28 protein-coding genes are annotated in these 26,187 nt (G+C 32.4%); 22 read left to right on the top strand and 6 right to left on the bottom strand.

The features are described 5' to 3' along the window. Positions 1-4: 4 nt before the first annotated feature. The 4 genes from C3E88_RS03125 to C3E88_RS03140 form a co-directional block, all read right to left on the bottom strand. Positions 5-442 (bottom strand): hypothetical protein, encoded by a 438-nt coding sequence (locus C3E88_RS03125; protein ID WP_236908613.1) that lies wholly within the window; start codon positions 440-442, stop codon positions 5-7. Positions 443-483: 41 nt separating this feature from the next. Then, positions 484-1,245 (bottom strand): glycosyltransferase, encoded by a 762-nt coding sequence (locus C3E88_RS03130; protein ID WP_236908614.1) that lies wholly within the window; start codon positions 1,243-1,245, stop codon positions 484-486. A gap of 17 nt (positions 1,246-1,262) precedes the next feature. Further along, the gene (locus tag C3E88_RS03135) at positions 1,263-2,045 is read right to left on the bottom strand and encodes a glycosyltransferase (protein ID WP_236908618.1); all 783 of its coding nucleotides are present in this window, start codon (positions 2,043-2,045) and stop codon (positions 1,263-1,265) included. A gap of 108 nt (positions 2,046-2,153) precedes the next feature. Then, a complete protein-coding gene (locus C3E88_RS03140; RefSeq protein WP_236908620.1) occupies positions 2,154-3,428 on the bottom strand; it encodes a hypothetical protein in 1,275 nt (424 codons plus the stop codon). Positions 3,429-3,533: 105 nt separating this feature from the next. Between C3E88_RS03140 and C3E88_RS03145 the strand changes: the two genes are divergently transcribed. From C3E88_RS03145 to sigK, 22 genes are all read left to right on the top strand, one after another. Next, on the top strand, positions 3,534-4,151 hold the full coding sequence (locus C3E88_RS03145) for a hypothetical protein (RefSeq protein ID WP_236908623.1): 618 nt from the start codon (positions 3,534-3,536) through the stop codon (positions 4,149-4,151). A 125-nt stretch (positions 4,152-4,276) separates the two neighbouring features. Further along, positions 4,277-4,714 carry an RrF2 family transcriptional regulator gene (locus C3E88_RS03150; RefSeq protein ID WP_236908629.1) on the top strand — a complete coding sequence of 146 codons (438 nt, stop codon included), beginning with the start codon at positions 4,277-4,279 and terminating at the stop codon, positions 4,712-4,714. Positions 4,715-4,725: 11 nt separating this feature from the next. Then, positions 4,726-5,904: a cysteine desulfurase NifS gene (gene nifS, locus C3E88_RS03155; protein ID WP_236908638.1), complete on the top strand. Its 1,179-nt coding sequence runs from the start codon at positions 4,726-4,728 to the stop codon at positions 5,902-5,904. Next, positions 5,905-6,336 (top strand): Fe-S cluster assembly scaffold protein NifU, encoded by a 432-nt coding sequence (gene nifU, locus C3E88_RS03160; RefSeq protein WP_236908640.1) that lies wholly within the window; start codon positions 5,905-5,907, stop codon positions 6,334-6,336. It abuts the gene before it with no gap. A 118-nt stretch (positions 6,337-6,454) separates the two neighbouring features. Then, the gene (locus tag C3E88_RS12410; protein WP_236908644.1) at positions 6,455-6,952 is read left to right on the top strand and encodes a PRC-barrel domain-containing protein; all 498 of its coding nucleotides are present in this window, start codon (positions 6,455-6,457) and stop codon (positions 6,950-6,952) included. Positions 6,953-7,026: 74 nt separating this feature from the next. Continuing rightward, positions 7,027-7,197 carry a hypothetical protein gene (locus C3E88_RS03170; RefSeq protein WP_236908645.1) on the top strand — a complete coding sequence of 57 codons (171 nt, stop codon included), beginning with the start codon at positions 7,027-7,029 and terminating at the stop codon, positions 7,195-7,197. A 31-nt stretch (positions 7,198-7,228) separates the two neighbouring features. Beyond that, positions 7,229-8,419 carry an AI-2E family transporter gene (locus tag C3E88_RS03175; protein ID WP_272878392.1) on the top strand — a complete coding sequence of 397 codons (1,191 nt, stop codon included), beginning with the start codon at positions 7,229-7,231 and terminating at the stop codon, positions 8,417-8,419. Positions 8,420-8,562: 143 nt separating this feature from the next. Beyond that, complete coding sequence (alaS, locus tag C3E88_RS03180) at positions 8,563-11,202, top strand: alanine--tRNA ligase (RefSeq protein ID WP_236908647.1); 2,640 nt, start codon at positions 8,563-8,565, stop codon at positions 11,200-11,202. 110 nt (positions 11,203-11,312) lie between these two features. Beyond that, on the top strand, positions 11,313-11,561 hold the full coding sequence (locus C3E88_RS03185; RefSeq protein ID WP_272878399.1) for an IreB family regulatory phosphoprotein: 249 nt from the start codon (positions 11,313-11,315) through the stop codon (positions 11,559-11,561). Positions 11,562-11,574: 13 nt separating this feature from the next. Continuing rightward, positions 11,575-13,740: a hypothetical protein gene (locus tag C3E88_RS03190; protein ID WP_236908650.1), complete on the top strand. Its 2,166-nt coding sequence runs from the start codon at positions 11,575-11,577 to the stop codon at positions 13,738-13,740. Further along, entirely contained in the window at positions 13,728-14,684 is a 957-nt protein-coding gene (locus C3E88_RS03195) for an aldo/keto reductase (protein WP_336513056.1), read from the top strand. The genes C3E88_RS03190 and C3E88_RS03195 overlap by 13 nt, the downstream gene beginning before the upstream one ends. A 12-nt stretch (positions 14,685-14,696) precedes the next feature. Beyond that, positions 14,697-15,107, top strand: coding sequence for a Holliday junction resolvase RuvX (gene ruvX, locus C3E88_RS03200; protein ID WP_236908658.1), 411 nt, complete (start codon positions 14,697-14,699; stop codon positions 15,105-15,107). A 12-nt stretch (positions 15,108-15,119) separates the two neighbouring features. Beyond that, complete coding sequence (locus tag C3E88_RS03205; RefSeq protein ID WP_236908660.1) at positions 15,120-15,371, top strand: DUF1292 domain-containing protein; 252 nt, start codon at positions 15,120-15,122, stop codon at positions 15,369-15,371. A gap of 68 nt (positions 15,372-15,439) precedes the next feature. Beyond that, positions 15,440-15,877: a Fur family transcriptional regulator gene (locus C3E88_RS03210; RefSeq protein WP_236908661.1), complete on the top strand. Its 438-nt coding sequence runs from the start codon at positions 15,440-15,442 to the stop codon at positions 15,875-15,877. Positions 15,878-15,980: 103 nt separating this feature from the next. Then, on the top strand, positions 15,981-17,645 hold the full coding sequence (locus C3E88_RS03215) for a ribonuclease J (RefSeq protein WP_236908663.1): 1,665 nt from the start codon (positions 15,981-15,983) through the stop codon (positions 17,643-17,645). Between the two features lie 147 nt (positions 17,646-17,792). Next, positions 17,793-18,131 carry a YlbF family regulator gene (locus C3E88_RS03220; protein ID WP_236908666.1) on the top strand — a complete coding sequence of 113 codons (339 nt, stop codon included), beginning with the start codon at positions 17,793-17,795 and terminating at the stop codon, positions 18,129-18,131. Between the two features lie 122 nt (positions 18,132-18,253). Further along, positions 18,254-19,306, top strand: coding sequence for an endolytic transglycosylase MltG (gene mltG / locus C3E88_RS03225; RefSeq protein ID WP_236908670.1), 1,053 nt, complete (start codon positions 18,254-18,256; stop codon positions 19,304-19,306). A gap of 75 nt (positions 19,307-19,381) precedes the next feature. Further along, positions 19,382-20,029, top strand: coding sequence for an O-methyltransferase (locus C3E88_RS03230; protein WP_236908671.1), 648 nt, complete (start codon positions 19,382-19,384; stop codon positions 20,027-20,029). 6 nt (positions 20,030-20,035) lie between these two features. Further along, positions 20,036-21,265: a peptidase U32 family protein gene (locus tag C3E88_RS03235; RefSeq protein WP_236908673.1), complete on the top strand. Its 1,230-nt coding sequence runs from the start codon at positions 20,036-20,038 to the stop codon at positions 21,263-21,265. A gap of 5 nt (positions 21,266-21,270) precedes the next feature. Further along, positions 21,271-21,891: a uridine kinase gene (gene udk, locus C3E88_RS03240; protein WP_236908675.1), complete on the top strand. Its 621-nt coding sequence runs from the start codon at positions 21,271-21,273 to the stop codon at positions 21,889-21,891. A 59-nt stretch (positions 21,892-21,950) separates the two neighbouring features. Continuing rightward, positions 21,951-23,603, top strand: coding sequence for a peptidoglycan D,D-transpeptidase FtsI family protein (locus C3E88_RS03245; protein WP_236908678.1), 1,653 nt, complete (start codon positions 21,951-21,953; stop codon positions 23,601-23,603). Positions 23,604-23,664: 61 nt separating this feature from the next. Continuing rightward, positions 23,665-24,363 (top strand): RNA polymerase sporulation sigma factor SigK, encoded by a 699-nt coding sequence (gene sigK, locus C3E88_RS03250; protein WP_236908680.1) that lies wholly within the window; start codon positions 23,665-23,667, stop codon positions 24,361-24,363. A 237-nt stretch (positions 24,364-24,600) separates the two neighbouring features. Here sigK and C3E88_RS03255 read toward each other — a convergent pair whose 3' ends face one another. Together C3E88_RS03255 and C3E88_RS03260 are read right to left on the bottom strand one after the other, a co-directional pair. After that, a complete protein-coding gene (locus tag C3E88_RS03255; RefSeq protein ID WP_236908684.1) occupies positions 24,601-25,335 on the bottom strand; it encodes a polysaccharide deacetylase family protein in 735 nt (244 codons plus the stop codon). Between the two features lie 62 nt (positions 25,336-25,397). Further along, complete coding sequence (locus C3E88_RS03260) at positions 25,398-26,033, bottom strand: YhcN/YlaJ family sporulation lipoprotein (protein WP_236908695.1); 636 nt, start codon at positions 26,031-26,033, stop codon at positions 25,398-25,400. Between the last annotated feature and the right edge of the window lie 154 nt (positions 26,034-26,187).

Raw genomic sequence — 26,187 nt, forward strand, 5'->3', positions numbered from 1 at the left:
GTACTTAAGGATACTTGTCAGCTATACTTATAGATTTTTCTATATCTACAAAAGGTTCTTTTACCCCTGAATGGGTAATTACCGACCATTTATAATATTTAGCTACTTCTAATATTTTATTAAAATAGTTAACTAGTTCATAATTTTGCCAAGTAGGATGAACTTTTATACCAAGGATCTTTTTATCCTTAGGCAGCCTGTGCCACCAGTAAGGTATCCTTGGATCTACTGTATACCATTGCCAAAGCTTGGGATTGTTCATACAAACTTGAGTTAAGCAATTGTTTTCTGCCATACCATTATCCAGCACATCTAAGGAGGACACTATTAAACCTGTTATATCAGGATTTTGAAGCCATGATTTCAAAGGTTCTACACCATAGGGCACCCAATCTGGATATAGACCTTTATTATAATAATGTCCATGGATATCAATTATCATGAAATCACCTCAATATACAATATGCAATAATTTATTGGAGGTTATATATCTACGTAAGGAATAAAATCGTCAACCTGTCCCAGGTTATGGCAATATAACTTCATTAGATCATTATTACTAATTTGCCAGGTGTGTTTATCTAAGGTTGAATGTCTAATATATACAAGATGATATGGATTACCAGAGTAAATTTTTAGCCCTCTGTCGATGCAATCTATACAGAATAGTAGATCTTCTGATATAGATACATCGCGAAACTGTACGAAATTAAATAAATCTTTCTTAAATATAAAGCTAGAACCATTTATGAAATTTACATACCGATTTTCTAGACCAGGATCTTTAACAGCTAAAGTTTTGTTTTCTATAAAATAAACAAAAATAGTTGCTTTACCAATTAAACTTGCATTTGTATAGTCAAAGTGTCTTATAGAATCCGATAGATATTTAGGACCATAATAATCATCATCATCAAATTTTGCAATAATATCATGCTTAGCTTTGTGGACTCCAAAATTTAAACATCTACCTAAAGATGTACTTTCATCTATTTTAAATATCCTTATATTTTGATATTCAAGTATTTTGTTTCTCCATTTATATTCATCTATTTTATTGTTGTTAATAATTATCAGCAATTCCTTTAAATCTATATTCTGTCTATTAAAGTTATCTAGTATATTATTAATGCTGCCTTCTTTGTTGGTGCAGGTTATAACCGATACAGGCCTATCTACTGAAAGAGTTTTATTGCATTTTTTAATTAAAAACTGATGGATAGATTTATTAACTGGGTTTTTCATCGACGGATTCCTCATGATTAGATATCTACATATTTAATAATATCATCGATACTTTCAACGGGCTCATTAAATAAATCTTGACGACAGCATAGATTTAAAAACTCATCATCTTCTATTTTCCATGTATGATTATTTAAAGAAGGGCTTCTAAAATATACATGGTGAAATTTGCTGCAAGAGTATATTTTAATGCCATTTCTGATACAATCCCGACAGAAGTGCACATCCTCAGCAATATTCTTATCCTGAAATCGAACCATATTAAATACACCTTTTTTAAAGGTCAGGGTCGAACCATTGACAAAATTGGTATATTTATTTTCTTCATGAGGATTTCTTATGGTAAGGATATTTTTGTCTACTACATATACGAAAGTTGCTCCTTTTCCAATTAGCTTTGCCTCTGTACAATCGAAATATTTAATAGTATCGGAAAGATATTTTGGACCATAATAGTCGTCATCGTCGAACTTCGAAATAATATCATATTTAGCTTTTTCTACTCCAAAGTTTAGGCATCGGCCTAAGGATATATTTTCATTTAATTTGAACACTCTAATACTATCGTACTTTGATGTTTTATTTTTCCATTTAACTTCATCTATTTTGTTGTTATTTATAATGATCAATAGCTCCTTTGTGTCTACATCCTGTCTGATAAAATTATCTAGAATATTATCAAGACTATGGGGCAAATTGGTACATGTAATGATGGATACACCTTTATTATTTAGAATAGAGCTTGTTATCTTTTTTCGTTTTAAAAATTTATCAATAGATTTATTAATTGGATTCATCATGAAACCTTCCTCCTTCTTATGATTGTCATTCTTAGTACATTCTATGGTATAAAATTAAATATGTAACTTTTATTAATTATGAAAAGAATAACTATTATAAGTAGCTATCTATTTAGATGAACCAAATAGTTTGTGTAAGAAGGAAGGTTTATATTCTCCTAATAGTTTTATTATTCTTTGTATATCTTTTTCCATAGTTTTTTGAGAATTAGATATTTCTAGTAACAAGGCTTTTATTTCTTCTTGAGACTCTGAATAATCATCATCTTTTAATTGAATTTCTTTATTGTGATCATTGGATAAAAACTGTTTAGAAAGTATATTGGTATTGAGAGGTTTTGTAGGACTGGATTCATTATCTAATGGATTAAAGGCATCTATAAAATAAAACTGTAAGGCATTTTTGGTAGTACAATAAGCATAGTTTATTTTAGTATTTCTGATATTTAATAGATTTCCTGTAATTTTCACTAGTTTTATTTCTGCATTATTGACATCTAGTGTATCGCCCTTGAACCAAGATTTACCATAGTCTGAAGAATATAAAAAACTTATACAATTCGTATGGGAATAGATAATTTTTAGTATACCATTTTCCTCAATCATAATAGGTCTATGGTTGCAGTTAGATACATAAGGTATATTTATTTGCCTCCATTGATAACCTTCTTTAGATGAAGATGAAAATTGAAAATATTTTAATGTATTCTCGTCTATTTTTCCTTCTAACCATAACCCATGAAGATTGTCTTTAGAATCAACAAATAGATAAGGAAATATATTATTAGTACTGAAATTGGATACATGGTAAGGCGGTTGATTCCATTTTTCAGCTAAGGAACTATAGAAAGTATGATAGATTTGATAGCCATCTTTGTTATTACTACTATAGAGGAGATGAATTGTACCAAATGAATCTTTATCTAGATGAAAAGAATAAGTGTTTTTATCAGCTATAAAATTTATTACGTTAGACTTTTTCCAGGTATTAGAGTCCCCCACAACATGTTGGATAGTCCAAAGCTTTGAATTTATTAAATTAGCATAGTCGTAAAATAGGTTTATATTATTACCTTCTAGAAAGAATAGCATGTTATTATATATGTTAGATTTAAAGTTGAATTTTGATATTACAGCTTTTGACCAATTGTCATCTTTAAATATGAAATAATTCAATTGGCCTGACTCCATTAAAGAGATTAAGTGTATTACATTTTTATCATCTATAGTTGCATAAAAATTCAAAACCCGATCTCCACATAGTTTTTTAGTTATCAAAGGGTTATGATGAGGGTCGTATATAGTATAATCGATATTATTAAGGGGGGTTAGGTTAAACAGAATTAGTTCACCTCTTGAACTGATAATTAAATGATCATTCATATTATTTACCTCCTATTATAATAATAGTGGCACAAAAGTATTCTTATAACATAATATGAAAACAAAAGCCAATTTATTTAAATAAATTCAAAGGAGTGAGAATAGATGAATGATTTTGATTTAGATAATACTATGGAAAAAATAATGAATAGTTTCGATAGGGATTGTGTAATATTAGACAAGGTATTTGCATCATGTCAACAGAGAAAATGTTTCCCAAAGGTCGAGGTGGATTTAGATGGGAAGACTTTTCAAAGTATACGATTTAAACCAGGCTTTATTGTGCCAAATACATTAGTGATTACGGACATTGAGAATCAGCCAAATTTTAGAAGAGTAAGATTTACTTTGAGAATTCCATTTGAAATAACGACTACACAAGGTAATGTTATTCATAGATTTTTGCCAGATATATTTAAAGATATCATCTTATTTATGCCAGATGCAAGGGATGAGTTTGAATTTAGGATAGTAATTGAAACGAGTACCGATGTATTAGGTCAGCCTATTCAAACTGGAGAAAAGTTGACTTTTGCCGCAGGAGTTTTCATCATAACTAAAGTAGTAGGTACAGTGCAATTGTTGATACCAACTTTTGGGTATTGCCCTGCACCTGATTTTTGCATTGAATTTAGTCCTGAAGATATTTGTGATGAATTTGATTACAAACCATTCCCTGACTTTTTCCCACCACAATTTGATGACATAGTATCAGATCTCTAAAGGAGCTTATGCTCCTTTTTTATTTTTTGCAAATAATTCTTTTGAATGTTGACAAAAATAGTAGGGTATAATATACTTATAAAAGAATACCAAGGAAATTGGTTGGGATTAAAAGAGGTGGTTATATGAAATTATCTACAAGAGGTAGATATGGATTAAAGGCAATGTACCAATTGGCTCTTCACTATGGAGAGGGTCCAATACCTTTAAAGAGTATTGCTGATGCACAAAATTTATCAGAAAACTATCTAGAACAATTGGTTTCTTCTCTAAGGAAGGAAGGGTTTTTAAATAGTGTAAGAGGTGCTCAGGGTGGATATATGCTAGCTAGACCGCCAAGTGATATTACTGTGGGAAGCATTCTTAGAACTTTAGAGGGCAATCTAGCTCCTGCTGACTGTGTAACAGGTGATGAATATGATTGTGAAAATGAAGAAAATTGTGTTACTAAGTTGGTATGGATGAGGATTCGGGACAGTATAGATCAGGTTGTAGATTCTATTACTTTACAGGATATGCTAGATGAACGAGAAGAGATGCAAAAAGAAAAATTTAATGCTTAGGAGGAATACTAATGGATAAGTTTATATATATGGATAATTCTGCTACGACTCCAGTAAAAAAAGAGGTTTTAGAGGCCATGTTACCTTATTTTACTGAAAAGTATGGTAATCCGTCCAGTGTATATTCCCTTGGGAGTCAATCTAAGGTTGCAGTAGAAGAAGCAAGGGAGAAAATAGCTAAGGCTATTGGTGCTAGCCCTAGAGAGGTTTTTTTTACAGCGGGAGGATCTGAAGCCGATAACTGGGCTATAAAAGGGGTAGCTTATGCCAATAGGAAAAAAGGCAATCATATAATTACATCAAAGATCGAACATCATGGGGTACTTCATACCTGTGAGTACTTAGAGAAACAAGGTTTTAAAGTAACTTATTTAGATGTAGATGAGTATGGAGTAATAGACTTAGAACAGCTAAAAAAATCCATAACAGACAAAACCATACTTATTTCCATTATGTTTGCTAATAATGAAATAGGTACTATCCAACCTATTGAGGAGATAGGAAAGATAGCCAAGGAGAGGGGAGTTTACTTTCATACCGATGCTGTTCAAGCAGTAGGACATGTAAAAATAGATGTAGATGGATCGAATATAGATATGCTATCTATGGCAGCGCACAAGTTTTATGGTCCTAAGGGCATAGGGGCACTATATATAAGGCAAGGTGTAAAAATTGATTCCCTTATAACTGGTGGAGGACAGGAGAGAAATCGAAGGGCTGGTACGGAAAATGTTCCAGGGATTGTAGGTATGGGAAAGGCAATAGAATTAGCTTATGAAAATATGGATGAAAATAATGAAAAATTAATTTCCTTGAGGGAACGATTGATTAAAGGAATATTTGACAATATAGATTATGTACAGCTTAATGGCCATCCAACTGAAAGGTTGCCAGGAAATGTCAATATATGTTTTCATTTTATCGAAGGAGAGTCTTTGTTACTCAGTTTGGATATGGAAGGCATTGCAGGATCTAGTGGTTCTGCATGTACTTCTGGCACATTAGACCCATCCCATGTATTGCTAGCCATAGGTTTACCACATGAGATAGCACACGGGTCTTTAAGGCTTTCATTGGGAGATTTTAACACAGAAGAAGAAGTGGACTATGTAGTAAAAAAATTGGTAGAAATAGTAACAAGATTAAGAGCTATGTCACCGTTATATGAAGAAGTTAAGGAGGGGAAATAGATGTATTCAGAAAAGGTAATGGAACATTTTAGAAATCCTAGAAATGTAGGAGAAATAGAAAATGCCGATGGTATCGGAGAAGTAGGTAATCCAAAATGTGGAGACATAATGAAAATGTATCTAAAGATTGAGGATGGAGTTATTACAGATGTGAAATTTAAGACTTTTGGCTGTGGCTCTGCTATAGCATCTTCAAGCATGGCAACGGAAATGGTTAAAGGTAAAACCATAGAAGAGGCTATGGAGATTACAAATAAGGCTGTAGCTAACGCTTTAGATGGACTACCACCTATTAAGATGCACTGTTCTGTTCTAGCAGAACAAGCTATAAAGGCTGCTCTCCTTGACTATTCAAATAAGAACAATGTAAGAATAGAAGGATTAGAAGATTTTGATCCAACGGAAGATCCTCATGATCACGAAATAGAATAGCGTTGTACCCTTCTTCTAGCTCTATATTTAGCACAATTAAATGGTTAAATTTGACTTAATAAATTCATATTGTTTAAGAAATAATAATAAAGGAATAGAGTAGAAGAGGGGTATATTTGTGATAAAATATAAACAACTATTAACATCGAAACTTATTGATAGAAAGAATAAAGAGCCTATAGGAAAAATACTGGATGTAATCTATTCAGACGATTATAGGAGGGTAACTCACCTATTGGTAAAAAACGACAATCTAATCAAAAACAAAGCCCCAATACCCTTTGGGGATGTTGTTTTTTTGGAGGATAATCAAATATTGTATTTAAAAGATGAAAGGGACTTGGATAAAGATTTAGAGGATGTATTAGTAGAGGAATTTAAATATATAGAAAAAGAAATAAAAACAGAGGATGGAGAATGTATTGGATATGTTAAGGACATTGTTATAGATAAACTAAAAGGCTCCATTGAAGGCTTTATAATTACCGAGGGAGTTTTTGAAGATATATTAAAAGGTAGAAACTATATGCCTCTCTTTGAAAATACAAAGATAACAGAGGATTCAATTTGTATATTTAAGAGTATGCTTAATTCCATTGACAAAAATAACAATTAATACTAAAAAATGATTGAATTTATTACTGGAATGGTGGGAAAATAGTAGATACAAATACAAAGGAGAGGATATAAGTGAATAATAATGGTTTTAAAAATGGTGCTTTGTTAGGAAGCATCATAGGAGCTTCTTTAGGTATGTTTTTTGGGGCCAGAATGGGTCCCATGCAAAAACGAAAAATTGTTAGAAGCGCTAGAAGAGCAACATCTACATTAATGAATGGTATAAATTCTCTATGGGGATAGGCAGCAATTGCTGCCTATTGAGTTGAACATAATGGATATATATTCGCCAGTTTTAATAAAAAACCTGATCTTTTTAATCTCTATTCTCATAATACTAATAATTTATTATTTAATCCATATTGGAAACAGATATGTTGATCAGGAAAAAAGAATTTACTTTAATAGAAAAAAGGCATTTCCTTTATTAATAGGGATTTTATTTATATATATTTCATATTTTTTGATAAGAAAGTATGGAATTCTATCGGATATCATATATACAATAATAATTTCTGGGGTATTAGCTTATTTAATAAACCCTATAATAAAATATTTTGAAAAGTATAATATAAAAAGGGGCTTAGGAGTATTTATTATATACGCAATTACCCTTGGAATAATTTTTATATTCTCATTCTTAGTAATACCTAAAACGGGCAAAGAAATGAAAAGATTAATATCTGTATTGCCTGTGTATTTACAACGTGTTTCTCAATTTATAGATAGATTATATATGAAATACTATGTAAATATAGACAATATGCCACCTTTGTTTAAAGGAATAGAGGAAGTAATTATTAATAGCATAGATAATGTTCAAAATGTAATAATAACTAGTATCAGTAAGTTTGTTGAGGGAATAATATCTACTTTTTCAAAGGTTATCAGCTTAATATTGATTCCGATATTAACATTTTATTTTATAAAGGATAAGGAGCACTTCAGAAATAAATTTTATTTAACTATTCCTAAGAAATATAGAAAAAAGGTAGAGGTTTTATTCTTAGAAATAGACAGAGCCCTTAGCCAATTTATAAGGGGTAGATTATTACTAGCACTATATGTAGCGGTAGCAACAACTATTCTATTACTTGTATTAAAGGTTGACTTTGCTATAGTGATAGGCATGATCACAGGAATTGCAGATATTATACCTTATTTTGGACCTTTCCTAGGATTTTTGCCAGCAGTGTTTTTTGCCCTACTAAATAGCCCTATCAAAGCTTTTTGGGTAGCTGTGTTATTCATTGGAATTCAGTGGATAGAGAACAATGTACTTGCTCCTAAAATAATTGGAGAAAGCACAGGTATACATCCTATAACTATATTATTAGCATTGATAATAGGGGGCGGAATGTTTGGAGTTATGGGAATGATATTTTCCATTCCATTGGTAGCAGTAGCAAAGATATTGTTTAATTTTATCATGGAAAACATAAAAAAGCCAAATAATATAGATTAATACTGTATTATCTAGACTATTTGTTGACAAATCAATTAGTTTAAATTATAATCCAAATATAGACAGTATCGTAAATTCTCGTCCCTTGAGGAGGGACGAATTTTTTATAGGATTTAGATTATTTTTAGAGAGGTGTACAATAGATGAGGAATATTGGTTTACATGAAATAAGACGGGAATTTTTAGATTTTTTTCAGGAAAAGGGTCATTTAGCCATGGAAAGTTTTTCTCTAGTGCCCCAAAATGACAGAAGTTTATTATTGATAAATGCTGGTATGGCTCCATTGAAACCTTACTTTACTGGAGAAAAAACTCCACCTAACAAAAGAATTGTTACCTGTCAAAAATGTATTAGGACTGGAGATATTGAAAATGTAGGTAAAACCGATAGACATGCTACTTTTTTTGAAATGCTTGGTAATTTTTCTTTTGGTGATTATTTCAAGGAAGAGGCTATAAAATGGGCTTGGGAGTTCTTAACGGAATGTATGGAAATACCAGAAAAGGACTTATGGGCTTCTATTTATGAGGAGGATGAAGAAGCTTTTGACATTTGGAATAAGGTCATAGGTTTAGAAGAGGATAGAATAGTTCCCTTAGGAAAGGAAGATAATTTCTGGGAATTAGAGGTTGGCCCTTGCGGACCTTGTTCTGAAATCTATATAGATAGAGGGGAAGAATATGGTTGTGGGGAAGCAACCTGTAGGCCGGGTTGTGAGTGCGATAGATTCATTGAAGTATGGAACCTTGTTTTTACCCAGTATAATAAAGATGAGGCAGGAAATTACTATCCATTAGAACACCCAAATATAGATACGGGAATGGGACTTGAGAGAATTGCTGCTGTTATGGAAGGGGCTAAAAACATATTTGAAGTAAATGAAATTCAAGACATACTTCATTCTGTAGAGAAGATATCTGGAAAGCTCTATGGAAAGGATCATAAAATAGATACTTCCATCAGGGTGATTACCGATCACAGTAGGGCCATGACTTTTTTAGTTTCTGACGGGGTTTTACCAAGTAATGAAGGAAGAGGTTATGTTTTAAGGCGATTAATAAGAAGAGCTTCAAGACATGGTAAATTGCTAGGTATTGAAGGACCTTTTTTAACTAGCATTGTAGATGTGGTTATCTCCTCTTGGAAAGTAGAATATCCAGAGTTAGAGGAAAGAAAAGAACAGATAAAGAAAGTCATAAAGGCAGAAGAGGACAAGTTCCAAGAAACTATACATCAGGGAATCAATATATTAGAAGAGTATATTGAGGAATTGATTGATAAAGGCAAGAATTGTTTAAGTGGAGAAAAGGCCTTTAAATTGTATGATACCTATGGCTTTCCTTTAGATTTGACAAAGGAGATCTTAGAGGAAAGGGATTTAACCGTTGATGAAGTTGAATTTAATAAGCAGATGGAAAAACAAAGGGATAGAGCAAGAAAGGCTAGGGAAGAGTTTACGGATGCAGGATGGAAAAATGGTCAGTCCCTAGAATTATCTGGTAAATATGAGAGCTATTTTAAAGGTTATGAAGCTTTAAAATGGGAAACAGAAGTAGTAGGGTTATTTCATGATGGAAGGATAGTAGAAAAATTAGAAGAAGGGAACGAAGGAGTCCTTATATTAAAAAAGACACCTTTTTATGCTGAAAGTGGAGGACAAGTAGGAGATACTGGATATATAAAGGGTGAAAAGTTTTTAGTTAAAGTATTGGATACTAAGCATTCCGAGGATGAAACGACACTACACTTTGTTAAGGTGGAAAAAGGTAGAGTAGATATGGGAAGCAAAGCAGTTGCTGTTGTGGATGAAATACGTAGAAGGAATATCATGAGGAATCACTCTGCAACTCATCTATTGCATAGAGCCTTAAAGGATGTATTAGGTGAACATGTGAATCAAGCTGGGTCTATTGTACTTCCTAATCGATTAAGGTTTGATTTTACTCATTATGAAGCCGTAGAGGAAGAACAATTAAGGGAAATAGAGAGAATAGTTAATGAAAAAATCCTTGAATCCTTAGAAGTGAAAACTATGAACACCACACTTGAAAGATCCCAGGAAATGGGAGTGGTAGGATTGTTTGAAGACAAATATAAGGATGAGGTTAGGGTTGTTCAAATGGGCGATTATTCCAAAGAATTGTGTGGTGGTACACATGTGGATAATACTAGCAATATAGGATTGTTTAAGATAATTTCCGAATCCAGTATTGCATCTGGTATTAGAAGGATTGAGGCCATTACTGGTCAAGAGGTTTATCACTATATGAACCAATTGGAGAAGGAAATTGAAGATATAAGCAGTATCCTAAAGAGCAGTAGAAAGGATGTTGTTGATAGGGTTTATAGTATCACCGAAGAACTTAGAGAGAAAGAAAAAGAGATTAATTCCTTGAAATCTAAGATGGCTTCTTCTATTGCAGAGGATATTCTAGATAGAAAGATAGATGTTGAAGGAATAAAACTGATAAGCTATAGGGTAGAAAATATGGACATGAATAGTTTAAGAAATTTGGGTGATGAACTTAGAAATGGCATAGGTTCTGGAGTAATAGTTTTGGCAAGTGTTTTTAAGGATAAAGTATCTTTCGTTTCAATGGTTACTAAAGATTTAATTGAAAAGGGTATTCATGCTGGTAACATTATCAGAGAGGTTGCTAAGGTTACTGGTGGCGGTGGTGGCGGCCGTCCTGATATGGCCCAGGCTGGTGGGAAAGATATTAATAAGGTAACAGATGCTTTAAACATAGTCCCTGCTATAATAAAAGAACAATTAAAATAAATATTAGCCATTTTAATGGCTAATATTTATTTTAATACTGTATATTATATTAACGATATGGTATAAATACTATAGGGGGTGTTTTTGTGAATAATAAATTTAATGAAACTATGAAGTTTGAACCGCCAAAAGATAATGCTAATGAAGTAAGAGAGATTATTTTGACTGTATTTAATGCATTAGAGGAAAAAGGCTACGATCCCATAAATCAAATAATTGGATATATTCTATCAGGGGATCCAACCTATATTACAAGTCACAATGACGCCAGAAGTTTAATTAGAAAAATTGAACGGGATGAGCTTTTAGAAGAAATATTAGGTTGTTATTTGAAAAGTGAGAGAAAAAAACAGGTTTAGAGGAGAAACATAAGTGAAAAGAAGCAGATTGTATTTGACAGTATTAATAATTACAATTGCATTATTTTTGTTTGGACAAATAAGTTATGGGATAGGCTATGGAGAAGGAGATTCTAAGGCTTATATAATAGTTATAAATAGGCTTACTCTTTCAGATATTGAAAAGATGCCAAATGTAAATAGGTTAATAGATGAAGGTAGTATTGGATTGATGAACACTCGTGGTATTAGCGGTTACAAAGGTGCTGAGAGTTTTATTACTATAAATGCATCAACTAAGGCCTATGCAAATAATGAAAGTAGTCAATTGCACAATTTAAACGATGAATATAAAGGAATATATGAAAATCGAGTAAGTTTGTTGGATAAGGACTATGCTATTGGTAATGTTCAATTAGGAAAACTATATAATCAAAATGAAACAAATAATTATTCACCTCATATAGGAGCTTTAGGAGATAGTATCCACAGTATTGGATTAAAAACAGCTTCTTACGGTAATAGTGATACGGATGAGGAAGTAATCAGATCTGCCCCATTAATTGTAATGGACTCAAAAGGACTTATCGATTATGGTAATGTGGAAGACATACTGTTAGAGGATATTGATTACCCTTATGGTATAAGAACTGATTATGATAAAATATTATCGGAATTAGTAACAGTTAAAGAAGAAACTTCTTTAGTATTGGTAGATACAGGTGATTTAAACAGACTTAATAGCTATAGTGATTTTTTATCTACTGATGTTTTTTACCAAAAGAGGAATTTAATACTAAGGGATATTGACATATTTATTGGAGATATGGTAGCAAATTTAGATAAAGAAAAATCAATGCTCATGATCCTTAGTCCTAATGCTGGAGAAGAAAGAATAGATGGAAATAGATTATCTCCCCTAATACTTTGGGGAAAAGGAGTAGATAAGGGCATACTTACTTCATCTACTACTAATAGAGAAGGGGTTATATCCAATTTAGACATTAGCCCTACAGTGGCTAAATTCCTTAAGGCTCCAATAGAAAATATGGCAGGTAATCCTATTCAAAGCTTGAGTAGAAGTGGAGCGGTGGAGCATATTAACTCCATTAATAATCGCATTAGTATTGCATCTAAGATTAGGTCCAAAACATTGCTAGTATACGGTATCGTAATTATACTTACTATGTTAATGGGGGTAGCTTTGTTTATTTTAAATATCAATATGGACAATAGATTAGGGACTACATTTAAGAGATTGTGCTTGTTATTGTATGCTATTCCTATGATACTTATATTGAGTTCTTTATTTAATATAGATAGCATTTCTAAATATTTAATTAGCCTAATAGTACTTATATTGTTATTTAGTTTTATAGCAAACAAACATGATAGGAAATGGGACATATATCTTATTACTATAGCCTATTTCATCATATTCCTATTGGATCTATTGTTAAATGGAAGTATTACTAGGTATTCAGTACTTAGTCATGATCCAATTATAGGAGCTAGATACTTTGGTATGGGGAATGAGATGGTAGGGGTATTTTTAGCTATTGCTACCTTAATTGCTGGAATATTGATGGACAGATTTAAAAATAAACTTATACCCGTTATTGTACTATTACTATCGGTTATTATGGTAGGTCACCCAAGATTAGGAGCCAATGTAGGGGGTACACTGGCTATATTATCTGCTACTCTTTATTTCATTTTGGCCACTATGGGCAAACAATTAGATTTTAAAAACTTATTTTTATTTGCAATTCTTATTGGAATAGTAATAGGGATCTTAGGCTATATTGACATAGCTTTAAATCCAAATCCGACTCATCTAGGCAAGACAATAGAGCTAATAAGAGAAAAAGGAATTGGAATTACACAAAATATCATAAATAGAAAACTGTTGATGAATATAAAATTAATTGGTGCCTCCATTTGGACAAAAGTCTTGTTATTTAATATGATTGTTCAAGTAGTAATATCTTATATATTAGAAGATAAAATTCAACTACTTATGGAAAAGGGTTTAGGAAAGGGGATTCTAAGTGGCATAGTAGGTAGTCTAGTAGGATTGTTATTAAATGATTCAGGTATAATATTATCTGCTTTAGCCATGAGCATAATTACCCTATTCATATTATTTATGGTTATAGATGATGAGGAAATATTTGTAAACGGGAAGTGGAACAATTGAAAAGAAAAAAGTTAGGTAATACGGATATCGAGGTGTCAAGTCTTTGTTTTGGGTCATTGACCATGACGCCTTTCCAAGCCAATCTACCGGTAGATGAAGGTGGAAGACTTATACAGTATGCCTATGATAAAGGGATTAATTTTATTGATACTGCTGAGATATACGATAATTATAGCTACATTAGGGAAGCTTTAAAGGGAATTAAACGCGAAGATTTTGTTATTTCTACAAAATGCTATGCTTATACTAAGGCGATGGCTAAGGATAGTTTGGAATTAGCTTTAAGGGAATTGAACACTGATTATATTGATATATTTTTACTCCATGAACAGGAAAGTGTTCATACCGTTAGAGGACATTATGAGGCTATTGAATACTTTTTAAAAGCTAAAGATATGGGTAAAATAAGAGCAATCGGAATTTCAACTCATAGGGTAGAAGGTGTATATGCAGTAACCCAGTATGATGAATTAGAAGTGGTTCATCCTATCATTAACAAAGAAGGTATTGGTATACAAGACGGTAATGTGGACGATATGTTGAATATAATTAAGAAAGCTTACAACATGGGAAAAGGCATTTATGGAATGAAACCTTTAGGTGGAGGACATTTAATTGGTCAAGTAGAAGAAGCATTTAATTTTGTCAAGAACATACCATTTATTCATTCTTTTGCCATTGGTATGCAATCCCAGGAAGAAATAGATTGCAATATTAACTTAATGGAAACGGGAAGAATCCCTAAGGATTTAGAAGAAAAGCTAAAAAGAAAAAAGAGGAGATTAATCGTTGCTGATTATTGTATAGCTTGCGGTAACTGTGTTAAGACTTGCAAACAAAAGGGCATAGAAATAGTTGATGGCAAAGCTACACCTAATGAAAATTGTATACTTTGCGGTTATTGTGCTAGAAATTGTCCAGAGTTTTGCATTAAGGTAATATAAAAGGAGAAGGATATGGAAAGAGTAATGGGGTTAGATGTAGGAGATAAGACCATAGGAGTTGCGCTAAGCGATCCTTTAATGTTTACCGCCCAAGGACTTAAAACCATCAAACGAAAGAGTAATAAAGAAGATATAGATGAGATAAGGGCGATTATTGATAAATACAATGTTAATAAAATAGTAATTGGATTTCCCAAAAATATGAATAATACTATAGGTCCCCAAGGTGAAAAGGTATTAAGCTTTGTGGAAATATTAAAGAATAGGATAGATATAGATGTAATACTGGAAGATGAAAGATTGACTACTGTGGCGGCAGAAAGGACGTTAATTGAAGGAGATGTAAGTAGGGCAAATAGGAAAAAAGTCATAGATATGGTGGCTGCAACCTATATTTTGCAAACATATCTAGATAGAAATTAAAGAGGTGAGAATATGGATGATATAATAGTGCTATTAGATGAGATGGGTAATGAAATAGAATTTCAGGTGTTATCAACCTTTGGAATAGATGATGTGGATTATGCGGCGTTGTTACCATTAGACGATATAGAAGCTTTGACATATCTGCTTCGTATAGAATATGATAATGATGGAGATGTGTTATTAGTAGGAATTGATGACGAGGAAGAGTTTAAAGAAGTAATTGAAATCTATGAGGAAATACAAAAAGAGAAGCTTCAATAAATACCAGTGGTTGACAAATAAGACATCAACTAGTATTCTATAATATAGGATAATAAGCGGGTGAAAATATGGATATTAATATGGAGGAGATTAAGGAAATTTTTAAGGAGGAGGGGTATAAGCTTACTACTCAAAGGAGAGCTATTCTAGATGTTATCATAGAAAATCACGATAAACATTTAAATCCCGAGGAGATCTATGATATAGTAAAGGAAAAATATCCAGAGATCGGTATAGCTACGGTTTATAGAACATTACAGTTGTTAGAAAAGCTGAATATAATTTATAGATTAAATTTTGATGATGGTTATAATAGATATGAGTTAAATTATAAATCGGAAAACCACCATCATCATCATTTGATTTGTTTAAAATGTGGGAAGGTGATGGAAGTAAAATTAGATCTATTAGAAAACTTAGAGAATGAAATTGAAAATGAAAACGGTTTTAAAATAGTAGATCATAATGTAAAGTTTTTTGGATACTGTACCAATTGCCAAAAATAAATCCCATTTTGGGATTTATTTTTTTAGAACAGGTTAAATAGTATTCCAATAATTATACATCCTAATAATAAATGAGGAAATTAATGATTAAGGAGATGATGAAGTGGCAAGAAAACCAAATAAGTTAAAAATTATTCCATTAGGTGGATTAGGAGAAGTCGGGAAGAATATTACCGTGTTTGAGTATAGAGATGATATAGTTATCGTAGATTGCGGTATGAGCTTTCCAGAAGATGAAATGCTCGGAATTGATGTGGTTATACCGGATATTAGCTACTTATTTAAAAACAGAGAAAAGATAAGGGGCATAGTTTTAACTCATGGACATGAAGATCATATAGGTGCTTTGCCCTATACTTTAAAGAAGATGAACCTTCCTATTTATGGAACCAAATTAACCTTAGGTCTTGTGGAGAATAAGTTAAAGGAACACAGGCTAAACAATGTAGAATTAAATGAGATTAAGGCTGGCGATATAATCAAATTAGGTTGTTTCAAGATAGAATTTATTAAAACTAGTCATAGTATACCTGATAGTGTAGCTTTGGCTATAGATACACCCGTTGGTATGGTAGTTCACACTGGAGACTTTAAAATTGATTATACGCCTATTAATGATAATCTAATCGATTTGCATAAATTTGCAGAGATTGGAAGTAAAGGGGTATTGGTTTTATTAGCTGATAGTACAAATGTAGAAAGACCAGGATATACTATGTCTGAGAGAACTGTAGGTGCTACTTTTAATGATATATTTTTAAAGGCACCTCAGAGAATAATTGTTGCAACTTTTGCCTCTAATGTACACAGGATTCAGCAGGTTATCGATGCTGCGGAGATGTTCAATAGAAAGGTTGTTTTATCTGGGAGAAGCATGATAAATACTACTAATGTAGCTAGGGATCTAGGATATTTAAGAATGAAAGAGGATACCATAATAGATATCAATGATATGGATAAATATCCAAGCAATGAGATTGTAATCCTTACAACCGGTAGTCAGGGAGAACCTATGTCAGCTTTGACTAGAATGGCGTTTTCAGAACACAGAAAAATAGAATTGGTTCCAGAAGACTTAGTTGTAATATCTGCTAGTCCAATTCCAGGAAACGAAAAAACCGTCTCTGGGATAATCAATAGATTAATGGAGATTGGAACAAAAGTAATTTATGAATCCTTAGCAGATGTTCACGTATCTGGTCATGCTTGTGCAGAAGAGTTAAAGCTGATGCATACATTATTACAACCAAAGTATTTTATTCCGATTCATGGGGAATTTAGACATCTTAAAAGACATGGCGAATTAGCCCATGAGCTGGGAATGCCAAGGGACAATATTTTTCTTGCGCGAAATGGTTCTGTAATTGAATTTACTAAAAATTCAGCAAGTATAGGGCAGTCAGTTCAGGCTGGTAATATACTTGTGGATGGTCTTGGAGTAGGGGATGTTGGAAATATTGTATTAAGAGATAGAAAGCACCTTTCTGAAGATGGATTAATAGTTGTTGTAGTTACCATGAGTAAACAGGATGGAAAGGTGATTGCAGGACCAGATATTATATCTAGAGGCTTTGTATATGTAAGGGAGTCAGAAGATTTAATGGAGGAATCAAGGAAAGTGGTAAGGGATGTATTAACTGAATGTGAAAAGCGTCATATAACCGATTGGGCTACCTTAAAATCCAATATACGAGATGCCTTAAGAGGATTTTTATATGAAAAGATAAAGAGAAACCCAATGATACTGCCTATAATAATGGAGGTATAAAATATAGTCCTGGCTTATTTCAACAAGCTAGGACTATAATATTTTTCTATTAACTGTTCAATGGCCATTATTAATGATATAATAATTAATTAAATGATGGGATTATGTGCTAGGATATCCATAATGTTTAGAATAGGAGGGTATTATATGACTAATGTTTATGATCAGGCTCATAAATTGGCAAGAGCAATAAGGGATTCAGAAGAATACAGGACCTATCTTGAGAAAAGAAAAGTACTTAGTTCTGATGAAAAGAATAAAGATATGGTGGAAGACTTTGAAGCAAAAGTATTTGAACTTCAAATGAAGCATATTTCTGGAGAAGAAGTAGATGAGACTGAACTGGAAAAACTAGGTAAATTAGAAGATGTATTGATGCTTAATCCAGTTATTAAAGATTATTTTATGGCGGAGTTGAGGTTTACCCAATTAGTTAAAGATATAAATAATATTATCGGAGAGGCTATCGAATTCAATAATGAGTAGTTTTTATAACAAGGTCATCTATCTCATAAAAAAGGATTATGGATAATTATACTATTTCTTGTAATCTTAAGACAAAAACTGTATAATAATATAGATAAATATCTTTTTAAAGGTGGGATATTGTGACAGAGACTACTAATGCAAAAAACAAAAAGAATAACAAGCCTGTGAAAAAAATATTTCTGTTAATATTATTAATAGTAGTATTATTCTTTGGGAAAAACTATTATGATAAAGGATTTACTGCAATAGATAGTGAAAATTTAAAGGAAATTGATGTTGAAATTCCTTTAGGTAGCAATCCAAGTAATATAGCTAGTATATTGAAGGAAAAGGGATTGATTAGGAATGAAATTCCATTTAAAATAGCTATAAGGAATAGAGCAGCTGGTGAGAAGTTAAAGGCAGGAAAGTATATACTAAATACGGGTATGGATATTTACGATATAATCGATGAGCTAACGAAGGGTGGAGTAAATGAAAAAGTAATAAGTTTTACCATTCCTGAAGGCTATGAAATACGACAGATGGCAGAGAAATTGGCTAAAGAAGGTATTGTTGAAAAAGAGCGCTTTTTAGAATTAACTTCAGATAAAAAGTATTTTGAAGATAAGCACCCTATATTAAAGGAATTAGAGGAAGGTCAGGGATTAGAAGGGGTTTTATTTCCATCAACCTATGAAATATACATAGGTGCTTCAGAAGAGGATATTATAGATAAAATGATATCTAAATTTGAAGAGGTGTTTGAAGGGGATGTAAAACCAAATATGGATAAGTATGATTTAAATTTCAATGAAGCAATCACCTTAGCTTCTATAATAGAGAGAGAGGCTAAGCGTGATGATGAAAGAGAGCTTATATCTGCAGTATTTCATAACAGATTAAAAGAAGGGATGTATTTGCAATCCTGTGCTACAGTTCAATATGCTTTAGGAGAACGAAAAGAAGCGTTGTCTGAACAGGATACACGGATACAATCGGATTACAATACCTATATACATGGGGGCTTGCCTCCCGCACCTATTGCATCGCCTGGTAAAAAATCTTTGATTGCAGCTGTAAGTCCAGCTAGTGTAGATTATCTGTATTTTCGAACAAAAGAGGATGGAACTGGAGCCCATACCTTTTCTAGGACTTATGATGAACACCTAAAGGCTAATCCTAATAAATAGAATTTTTTAATGTATAATAGAAATAATACGTGGTCTTACCACGTATTATTTATGCCAAGGAGGAAAGGAAAAAAATTGAATCATATAAATGAAGAATATATAGAAGACTATATATTGAGTATACTTCCGGAGAATGAAGATTATTTGAAGGAATTAGAGTTATTTGCATATGAAAATCATATTCCCATAGTAGAAAGGGAAGTGGCTCAATTACTCAAGGTATTGTTAAAAATCCACAGACCAAAAAAAATACTAGAAATTGGTACAGCAATAGGTTATTCTTCCCTTGTAATGGCATCATCTACAGATATCGATTGTTCTATTACTACAATTGAACGGCGTAGAGATATGGTGGAATTAGCTGAGAAGAATATCAATGATACAGTATACAAGGATAGAATAAAAGTGCTATACGGTGAAGCGGAAGATATATTACCTAATCTTGATGATATATATGATTTTATATTTCTAGATGCTGCGAAAGGACAATATATGGAATTTTTCAACCATTGCAGCAATTTAATTCAGGAGAATGGATTGATAGTATCTGATAATGTTTTGTTTAAAGGCATGGTGGCTTCTGATGACTTGGTCATAAGGAGAAAAAAGACTATAGTAAAGAGACTAAGAGCATATCTTAAACATATAAATTATTTGGAAGGGTACACCTCCTGTGTTATACCTATAGGAGATGGTGTAGCATTAACATATAGAGAGGAGTGAAATACTGTGCAAAAACCAGAATTATTAGCACCAGCTGGAGATTTGGAAAAACTAAAAATGGCCATCATTTATGGGGCCGATGCTGTATATTTAGGAGGAGAACAGTTTGGGCTTAGAAAAGCTTCTAAAAATTTTACTAAGGAAGAAATTAGAGAAGGAGTAGAATTTGCCCATGATAAGGGTAGAAAAGTATATGTAACTATGAATATAGTTCCACATAATGAAGATCTGATAGGATTGGAACAATATGTAGAAGAATTATATCAAGTGGGAGTAGATGGGGTAATAGTATCAGATCCAGGAATATTTTCTATAATTAATAAAACTGTTCCTAATCTACCCATACACTTAAGTACTCAAGCTAGTGTTACAAACTATGAAACTATAATGTTTTGGTATAATTTAGGCATTAGGAGGATTGTATTAGCTAGAGAATTGTCCTTAAAGGAAATAGAAGAAATAATAGATAATATTCCTAATGATATGGAAATTGAAACCTTTGTTCATGGAGCTATGTGTATATCCTATTCGGGAAGATGTTTATTGAGCAATTACATGGTTGGTAGAGATGCTAATAGGGGGGACTGTGCCCATCCTTGTAGGTGGAAATACTATTTGATGGAGGAAAAAAGACCTGGGGAATATTTTCCTGTAGTAGAAGAGGAGAAGGGAACCTTTATATTTAACTCTAAGGATCTTTGTATGATTGAACACATACCGGAATTGGTAAAGGCAGGAATAAGGTCCTTTAAAATTGAAGGGAGAGTAAAAAGCTCTTATTATGTAGCCACTGTAGTTCGTTCTTATAGGATGGCTATAGATGAATACTTCAAAGATCCTGATAACTATGCTTTTGACGATGATTGGATTAATGAGATTAAAAAGGCAAGTCATAGGGACTTTACTACTGGATTTTATTTTGGAAAACCTACAGAGAAAGATCAGGTTTATACATCTAGTTCTTATATTAGAGGCTATGATTTTGTAGGCCTTGTATTAGACTATGATGAAGATACTAAATTGGCAACAGTAGAACAGAGGAATAGGATGTTTGTTGGTGATGAAATAGAGGTATTTGGACCTGATAGAAAACATTTTACCCAAATTATCGATAAAATGTGGGATGAGGAGGGCAACGAAATAGATGTAGCACCTCATCCACAGCAGATTGTAAAGATGAAAATAAATGAAAAAGTTGGGAAGTGGGACATTATTAGAAAGAGCAGAGAGGACTGATATACTTGGAAAAGCCATTGCTAATTGGGATTACAGGTGGTACTGGTTCAGGTAAATCCACTGTGTCCAAAGAAATACTAAAGTCTATTCATGAAAAAAATGTAGCTATTATAGAACAGGATTCCTATTATAAAAAGCAAAGTCATTTATCCTTTGAAGAAAGGGTTAAGACCAATTACGATCATCCTTTTGCTTTTGATAATGATCTGTTGATTCAGCATCTTAAGGATCTGATGAGTAATAAACCCATCGAAAAGCCAATATACGATTTTGAGCGCCATACTAGAAAGGATGAGACAATAACCGTTTATCCAAGGAAAATAATCATATTAGAAGGAATATTGATATTAGCTGATGAGCAAATTCGTGATCTATGTGATATTAAGATATTTGTTGATACGGATTCTGATGTAAGAGTTATAAGGAGAATCGAAAGGGATATTAAGGAAAGAGGACGAACTTTAGATTCCGTTATTGATCAATATATGGCTACTGTTAGACCAGCTCATCTTCAATTTGTTGAGCCTAGTAAGAAATATGCTGATATAATCATACCAGAAGGTGGATATAACAAAGTAGCTATAGACATAATTGTAACAAAAATCAATTCTATATTAGATAAATAGAATTATACCTTCCCTGTAAATAGGCAATAATATAATTATTAGACAGGGAGGTATTTTTTATGAAAAGATTCAGGAAAAATATAATACATATAAGGATACTAAAAATGCTATTTCTATCTTCAGCACTATTATTGTTACTGATTCTAAGATTAGGGCATATTCAAATAACTGAACATGATTCACTAAAAGTTCAAGCTTTAAAACAACGGGCAAAGGAGATAAACCTATATCCAAATAGAGGAATAATATATGATAGAAATTTAATTCCCCTTACCAATAGAGATAGGATTCCCACAGCTTTTATATATAAAGATAATGTATTGGATGATGAGGAATTGCGAGCTTTTATTTTAGAAAATTCGTATTTAGATGAGGAAAATTTAGAAGATTATATTAAAAGTAAGGACAACATAGTAGATATACCCCTTAGATATAGTATAGAAGTGGTAGACGACAATAGAATATTAATAGCTGATAGAACTACAAGGTATGGAGAAGATAACCTATTATCCCATGTGATTGGATATATTAATAAATCAGAAAACAGGGGAGAGGCAGGAATTGAAAAGGCCTATGATGAAATTCTCAAAGATGGCGATAATTATTCCCTTTATATTGAGTTTGACAAGAAAAACAGAACTTTCTTAGGAGGAGAGTATGCAGTAGACCAAAAGAGTAACCTTGAGGACCCAAAAGCCGTAAAGTTAACTATCGATTATCATATACAAAAAATTGTTGAAGATATACTAGATAAGAATAAAACCAAGGGTGCAATAATTGTCGCTGATGTAGAATCTGGAGATATTATGGCTATGGCTAGTAGGCCCAATTTCAATCAATATGAAATAGATGAATATCTAGAGAGAGAAGATATGGTTTTATACAATAAGGCTATACAGGTAGCAAATCCGCCAGGATCCTTGTTTAAAACAGTAGTATTAGCAGCTGCATTGGAAGAAGATATTTCATATATGGATAAGATTTTTTATTGTAGGGGTTATGAACAACTCAACAGTGTAACTATAAAATGTAACAATATTAATGGTCATGGCTATATAGGGTTAAAGGATGCTTTTTCTAAATCCTGTAATTCTGCTTTTATTCAATTAGGGCAAGAAATTGGAAGTACTAAGATAATCCATATGGCAAATAAGCTAGGGTTTGGGGAAAAGATAAACATAGGACTTTTAGAGGAAGTAGGAGGGAACCTCCCTTCAGGAAAGGATCTGAAGGGTCCAGCTATAGGCAATATTTCTATAGGTCAAGGTAGTATTGAAGCAACTCCTCTACAAGTAACAAATATGATGATGATAATAGTCAATAATGGGGTAAAGAAGGGTTTAACGGTAGTGGATAGTATAACTACAAAAGATGGATACATGATAAAGAAATTTAACAAAGGTTCAGATGAAAGGGTTATGTCCAAGGAAGTTGCTGAAATAATACAGGAATATTTATTAGACGTAGTATTAAATGGTACAGCCAAAAAAATGGATTTACATGATATTGGAGGGGCGGGAGGGAAAACTGGTTCTGCTCAGGCGATATTAAACAAAAAAGAAACTATTCACGGTTGGTTTTCTGGTTTTTACCCAGCTACAAATCCCAAATATGTAGTGACAGTATTTGTGGAAAAGGGTTTTTCTGGTTCTAGTTCAGCTGTGCCTATTTTCGAGGAAGTAGTAAAACAAATTAACAAGATTAGCAGATAGGACTGGCACCTTCACTATCCTATATTCATATACTTTAGTATGGGGAAAGTGGAGGTGCCTTATGTCTGTTGGTCTATTATTTTCATTGTTAGGGTTTGTAGAACCCTTTTTGGTGTTTTCAGGTTATGTAGCAAATACTAGTTCATTTCCAAAGCCACTTACTAGAGAAGAGGAGGAATACTATTTAAAATTATTTTCAAAAGGGGATGAAAAGGCCCGAAATGTTCTCATTGAAAGAAACTTAAGATTAGTGGCCCATATAGTAAAAAAGTACAATAATACGGGTAAAGATGTAGATGATTTGATATCTATAGGTACCATAGGTTTAATAAAAGCTATATCGACTTTTGACATGAGCAAAGGTACAAGATTGGCTACCTATGCAGCTCGTTGTATAGAGAATGAGATCTTAATGACAATAAGATCAAATAAAAAATCTAAAATAGAAGTGTCTCTTCAAGAACCTATTGGTATTGACAAAGAAGGAAATGAAATATCGCTGCTAGATATTTTGGGGACAGATATGGATGATATCTTAGATGAAGTTCATTTGAAACTTCAAATAAAAAAACTATATCAAGCTATAAACCGCGTCCTCAAAGATAGAGAAAAGATCATTATTGAATTGAGGTATGGTTTGATTGATGGTGTCTGTAAAACTCAAAGGGAAATAGCAAATATGCTAGGTATATCTAGATCCTATGTATCTAGAATTGAAAAGCGGGCAATTGATAAACTATATAAAGCTTTGAATAACTAGAATCTGGAGGAATCCGGATTCTAGCGTCTACCCAAAACATCACAACTGCAGAACAATACTAATAACAATAAAAGAAAAATAGTAAGGAGCTATCATAATCACAATCTCTATCTCTATCAAATAGGTTTTAAATATTAGATATGGAATTGTACTTAAATACATGGTATGTATTGATAATAAAGTTACTACTATAAAAAACAAAAGATCCGGATAAAATCGGATCTTTTGCATGGAAAACTAATTTCTAGACAGCTTCAATAATTCTGATAGAGTTACAAATTCATAGCCTCTACTCTTCAGCTCGGGTATTATTTGTTTCAAAGCTTCTACAGTATGACTTTCATCATAATATACATAATCATGGAACAAGATGATATCACCATTTTCAACATTAGAGAGAGTATTATTGATGATTTTTTCTATTTCTGGGTTTTTCCAATCCTTTGAATCTTGGTTAGCAGACCAGAGAACTACCATAGAACTATTTTCTTCAACCATATCAATGACTTTTTTATCAAAGGAACCATAAGGAGGTCTAAATACCTTTGGCTCATATTTGGTTATAGAATATATTATATCCTGGGTTTTTTTATATTCTTCTAATAGCTTCTCTTTTGATGCATTTTTTGCATCAATATGAGAGTAAGTGTGATTGCCAATTTCGTGGCCTTCTTCCCATTGCCTTTTTATTATATCTGGATAAGTTTCTGCTAATTTACCTAATACAAAAAAGGTAGCTTTTATATCGTATTCATCCAGTATATTGAGTATATCTTCTGTATACCTAGGATGAGGGCCATCGTCAAAAGTTAAAGCAACAACTTTTTTGTTTTTAGTTCCGCTTTTAACTACCATACCATATTCATTTTCTGCTATAACTTGTTTCTTTGAGCCTTGCCCACTGTTTATAAAAAACAAATTTGCAAGTACAAGCAAAACGCAGAGGATTTTATTTGTTTTTAAATTATTCATAGTATTCTCCTTTGCATATTAGCTTTATGCAACTGGTAAATAAATCCGGGAATATCCCGGATTTATTTTACAGGAGTAATCCTTCTGAGAATCTCCTCAAATTCCTTTGCAAAGCCTGTTATTGGCCTTCCATTACCTATATTTGTTGCCATATTGCTTATTCTAGTATAAAGATCTGGGTCTGCTGTAATGCTAACGTTCTTAATACTACTATCGGTATTCCGAACGGTCCTCTCTATTTTTTGTTTTAAATCAGTAGTCATTTTTCCTTGGATATTATTTTTCATATCCACACCTACGATACAGCTATTACCACTTATTAAAACAGATGCGCTATTTACTTCATTTAGATTAGCTACTCTTTGAGCTATGCCATTAGCCCTTGTTGCCATATTATCAGGAACGACTAAGTTATTTCTCCTAGTTATATCCGTTGTAGTATTGGGACCAGGACCGACTTGGTTTCGTCGAACAACGTTGTTAGTTGTATTTGGGGTCATGTCGGTTATATTATCCATATTTCTTCTGTCGATTCCCATCATATTGGTATTTTGGCGCCTAGCTCTTTCATTGACACTGTTATCCCCTATTCTGGTTTCAGTCCCCATTGGCCTTTGAGGTTTTGTTGGGGTACAGCCAATTGTGAAAATTAGTAAAGCTATAGCAAAAACTAAAATAAATATTTTATTTTTTTTCAAAAGCTTCACCTCCTATATATATTTTGAGTTTTTACTCATTTTTTATTTAGACTAATTTTTAAATTATATGTATAAACAAGGAATAAGGATATCATAACAAATGTTATCATAAATGATAAACATATTATATAAATAATCTGATATAATATTTAAA

This window comes from Clostridium sp. Cult3, assembly GCF_021655115.1.
Classification (GTDB): domain Bacteria; phylum Bacillota; class Clostridia; order Tissierellales; family Tepidimicrobiaceae; genus PPXY01.

Coding starts and splice junctions, on each gene's coding strand:
- C3E88_RS03125 (WP_236908613.1), bottom strand. CDS start 442: ATGATAATTGATATCCATGGACATTATTATAATAAAGGTCTATATCCA.
- C3E88_RS03130 (WP_236908614.1), bottom strand. CDS start 1,245: ATGAAAAACCCAGTTAATAAATCTATCCATCAGTTTTTAATTAAAAAA.
- C3E88_RS03135 (WP_236908618.1), bottom strand. CDS start 2,045: ATGATGAATCCAATTAATAAATCTATTGATAAATTTTTAAAACGAAAA.
- C3E88_RS03140 (WP_236908620.1), bottom strand. CDS start 3,428: ATGAATGATCATTTAATTATCAGTTCAAGAGGTGAACTAATTCTGTTT.
- C3E88_RS03145 (WP_236908623.1), top strand. CDS start 3,534: ATGAATGATTTTGATTTAGATAATACTATGGAAAAAATAATGAATAGT.
- C3E88_RS03150 (WP_236908629.1), top strand. CDS start 4,277: ATGAAATTATCTACAAGAGGTAGATATGGATTAAAGGCAATGTACCAA.
- nifS (WP_236908638.1), top strand. CDS start 4,726: ATGGATAAGTTTATATATATGGATAATTCTGCTACGACTCCAGTAAAA.
- nifU (WP_236908640.1), top strand. CDS start 5,905: ATGTATTCAGAAAAGGTAATGGAACATTTTAGAAATCCTAGAAATGTA.
- C3E88_RS03175 (WP_272878392.1), top strand. CDS start 7,229: ATGGATATATATTCGCCAGTTTTAATAAAAAACCTGATCTTTTTAATC.
- alaS (WP_236908647.1), top strand. CDS start 8,563: ATGAGGAATATTGGTTTACATGAAATAAGACGGGAATTTTTAGATTTT.
- C3E88_RS03185 (WP_272878399.1), top strand. CDS start 11,313: ATGAAGTTTGAACCGCCAAAAGATAATGCTAATGAAGTAAGAGAGATT.
- ruvX (WP_236908658.1), top strand. CDS start 14,697: ATGGAAAGAGTAATGGGGTTAGATGTAGGAGATAAGACCATAGGAGTT.
- C3E88_RS03205 (WP_236908660.1), top strand. CDS start 15,120: ATGGATGATATAATAGTGCTATTAGATGAGATGGGTAATGAAATAGAA.
- C3E88_RS03210 (WP_236908661.1), top strand. CDS start 15,440: ATGGATATTAATATGGAGGAGATTAAGGAAATTTTTAAGGAGGAGGGG.
- C3E88_RS03220 (WP_236908666.1), top strand. CDS start 17,793: ATGACTAATGTTTATGATCAGGCTCATAAATTGGCAAGAGCAATAAGG.
- C3E88_RS03245 (WP_236908678.1), top strand. CDS start 21,951: ATGAAAAGATTCAGGAAAAATATAATACATATAAGGATACTAAAAATG.
- sigK (WP_236908680.1), top strand. CDS start 23,665: ATGTCTGTTGGTCTATTATTTTCATTGTTAGGGTTTGTAGAACCCTTT.
- C3E88_RS03255 (WP_236908684.1), bottom strand. CDS start 25,335: ATGAATAATTTAAAAACAAATAAAATCCTCTGCGTTTTGCTTGTACTT.